Origin of the sequence: uncultured Nostoc sp. (genome assembly GCF_964245575.1) — a bacterium.
Lineage (GTDB): Bacteria > Cyanobacteriota > Cyanobacteriia > Cyanobacteriales > Nostocaceae > Nostoc.
Map to the genome: position 1 here is coordinate 1 of NZ_CAXTNP010000507.1, position 2797 is coordinate 2797.

Consider the following 2797-nt stretch of genomic DNA (forward strand, 5'->3'; position numbering starts at 1 on the left):
TTTGCCACTCTTCAAATGTACGGAGTTTTTTCAGAAATCAAATGCTAGTCCTATAGTAATTTTAATTTCTGTTCAGCAATTATTTCTTGAATAAACGGAATCAGAAAAAAATCTGTATATATTTCATAACTAATTGCTAGATATAAAATACGTTCAGATTGTTGTTTTCTTAAAATAGAACGGTAATTAAGTGTTTGTCCTAAAGCTGTATGAAATTCACTTATCGTTGATTTACCCAAAAAAGATTTCATTTCAACTGCTATTTTTTGTCCTTATTTTTCTGCTGCTAAAAGTCTTTCTGCACCTAAATCAATCCGAAATTCAAGACCATCTATTGTAAATGATAAAGGATCATCAGTAATTAACCAATTATCTTTTTATAAAGCTAAACGAACTGCCTTGTGAAAGAAATCCTTAGCTGACATAGAAAGTTAAAATAATATTTTCTTATCATATCCTCTCTCTGCGTGAGAAACAAAAAAAGGGATAAGCAAAAGCCTATCCCCCAAAAAATTAACTAATCAATGTATCAAGTTCCTGAAGTCCAAGAATTGATGTACTCAATTTGATCTGCTGTCAAGCTATCAATCGTAATGCCAATAGCTTGTAACTTCAACCGAGCAATTTCTTGATCGACTTCAACCGGAATTGAGTGCAAACCAGGTTCCAACTTACCCTTATTCTTCACCAGGAATTCACAAGCCAAAGCTTGGTTCGCAAAACTCATATCCATTACCGCGCTGGGGTGTCCTTCAGCCGCAGCTAGGTTAATCAAGCGTCCTTGTCCAAGAACAACAACTGATTTACCATTTTTCAACTTGTACTCTTCAGTGAAAGGACGAACTTCCTTGATTTCCTTAGCTTGTGCAGCCAAGTATTTCAAATCAAGTTCCAAGTCAAAGTGACCGGAGTTACAAACGATCGCACCGTCTTTCATGACATCGAAGTGTTCGCCACGAACGACATGCTTGTTACCAGTCACAGTGACAAAAATATCACCTTGGGGTGCAGCTTCAGCCATTGGCAGGACGCGGAAGCCATCCATTACGGCTTCAATTGCCTTGATGGGGTCGATTTCGGTGACGATGACGTTAGCACCCATCCCACGGGCGCGGAGGGCTGTACCTTTACCACACCAGCCATAACCGACGACGACAATGTTTTTACCAGCCAACAAAATATTTGTGGCGCGGATAATGCCATCTAGGGTTGATTGCCCAGTACCATAGCGATTATCAAAGAAGTGCTTGGTATCAGCGTCGTTAACGTTGACTGCGGGGAAGGTGAGAACGCCTTCTCTAAACATGGCACGTAACCGTACAATACCAGTGGTGGTTTCTTCGGTGCTACCAATCAAATCAGCAATTTGGTGTTGGCGTTGTTGTACCAAAGTTGCAACCACATCGCTACCGTCATCAACAATAATGTTGGGGCGATGATCTAAAGCTATTTGGACGTGGCGGTTATAAGTTTCGTTATCTTCGCCTTTTTGAGCAAAGACGGGAATTTCATGATCCAAGACGAGGCTAGCAGCTACGTCATCTTGAGTTGATAAGGGATTGCTAGCAATTAAAAGCGCATCTGCACCACCGGCTTTCAGAGCGATCGCCAAATGTGCTGTTTCTGTTGTAATGTGGGCGCAAGCTACAAGGCGTAAACCAGCGAAGGGTTTCTCGATAGCAAAGCGATCGCGGATTTGCCGCAAAACTGGCATTTCGCGTCCAGCCCATTCAATGCGCTGTCTACCCAAGGCAGCTAGGCCGAGGTCTTTAACCTCGTGCTTTAATCGGGGAGAAGTTGCGGTCATCAAAAGTTACCTCAAAAAATTAAAAAAGCTACGTAAAATTTACGCACTGTACTAGGTTATTCTACTACTGCTGATTTTTGCTTGTATGAAAGCAAATCAATAGTCAATAGTCCTCAAAACTAGCTTGACGTTTGATCGGCGGAATGTCAACTTTATCCTCAGCTTCTTCCTTTTTGTTTTATCTTTGCTAAGAGTAAGACTCTTCTCAGCCTTACACGCTCATTTTAGGTATATTGTCATCTGTCTAAAGATAGGGACAATCAAATGATATCAAAATTTAATTATATAAAGGGAAAACCTCAACTTTAGATAGGTACATCTAGACAAAGTAATTGCGGAGGATGGCTATAGAAGTAGTAACTAGTAAATTTTACTTAAGGAGGTGTTAGAGTGCGCTTTCAATTTTTGGCGATCGCTAGTTCAATGGTCATAGGCGTTGTATCTGTGCCAAAAGCCACAGCCCAGATTCCTTTTTTACCGCAGCTGCAAGCTCCCAGCAGTGTGAGTAATGATTCAAATAATAGAGTTGTTACAGGCTGGATTTATTTAGATGGTCGGCGGTTATTTCAGATAGCGGCATCAAAAGCCAACTTTCCTGAGCGTTCAGAAGATATTCAAAAGAAGTTGGATAAAATTAGCCAAAGTTACATTAATTCACCAACAAAAACAGAAGTCAACGTAAAAGTTCGCAAAGTAAACGACTTACCAGTAATTTATGTCAACGACCAATATCTGATGACGATCACTTCTGAGGATGCTGGATTGCGAGAGGTAGATATAGGGGCATCAGCAGATCAAATAAAGGAATCGTTAAAGGATGACTTGCAACAAGCAAAGCAAGAAAGACAAACTCAATCTTTAATCAACCAAGGCAAAATTGCTGCGGGCATCGGACTGACAATGATTGTGATGAGTTGGGGGGTATATAGCTGGCAAAGGCGTTCCAAAAACGATGTAGTATACCCCCTTGCCTCCCAACCCCCCAGAGAC

General features: G+C 40.9%; 1 protein-coding gene and 2 pseudogenes. 1 reads left to right on the top strand and 2 read right to left on the bottom strand.

The features are described from left to right. Nucleotides 1–50: 50 nt before the first annotated feature. Nucleotides 51–425 (bottom strand): annotated as a pseudogene (locus ACFFAP_RS37735) (XisH family protein). 104 nt (nt 426–529) lie between these two features. Beyond that, nucleotides 530–1807: an adenosylhomocysteinase gene (gene ahcY / locus ACFFAP_RS37740; RefSeq protein ID WP_375515989.1), complete on the bottom strand. Its 1278-nt coding sequence runs from the start codon at nt 1805–1807 to the stop codon at nt 530–532. Nucleotides 1808–2197: 390 nt separating this feature from the next. On the opposite strand from ahcY, the pseudogene ACFFAP_RS37745 reads away from it, so the two are divergent. Beyond that, a pseudogene (locus tag ACFFAP_RS37745) lies at nt 2198–2797 on the top strand (mechanosensitive ion channel family protein); the annotation flags it as partial.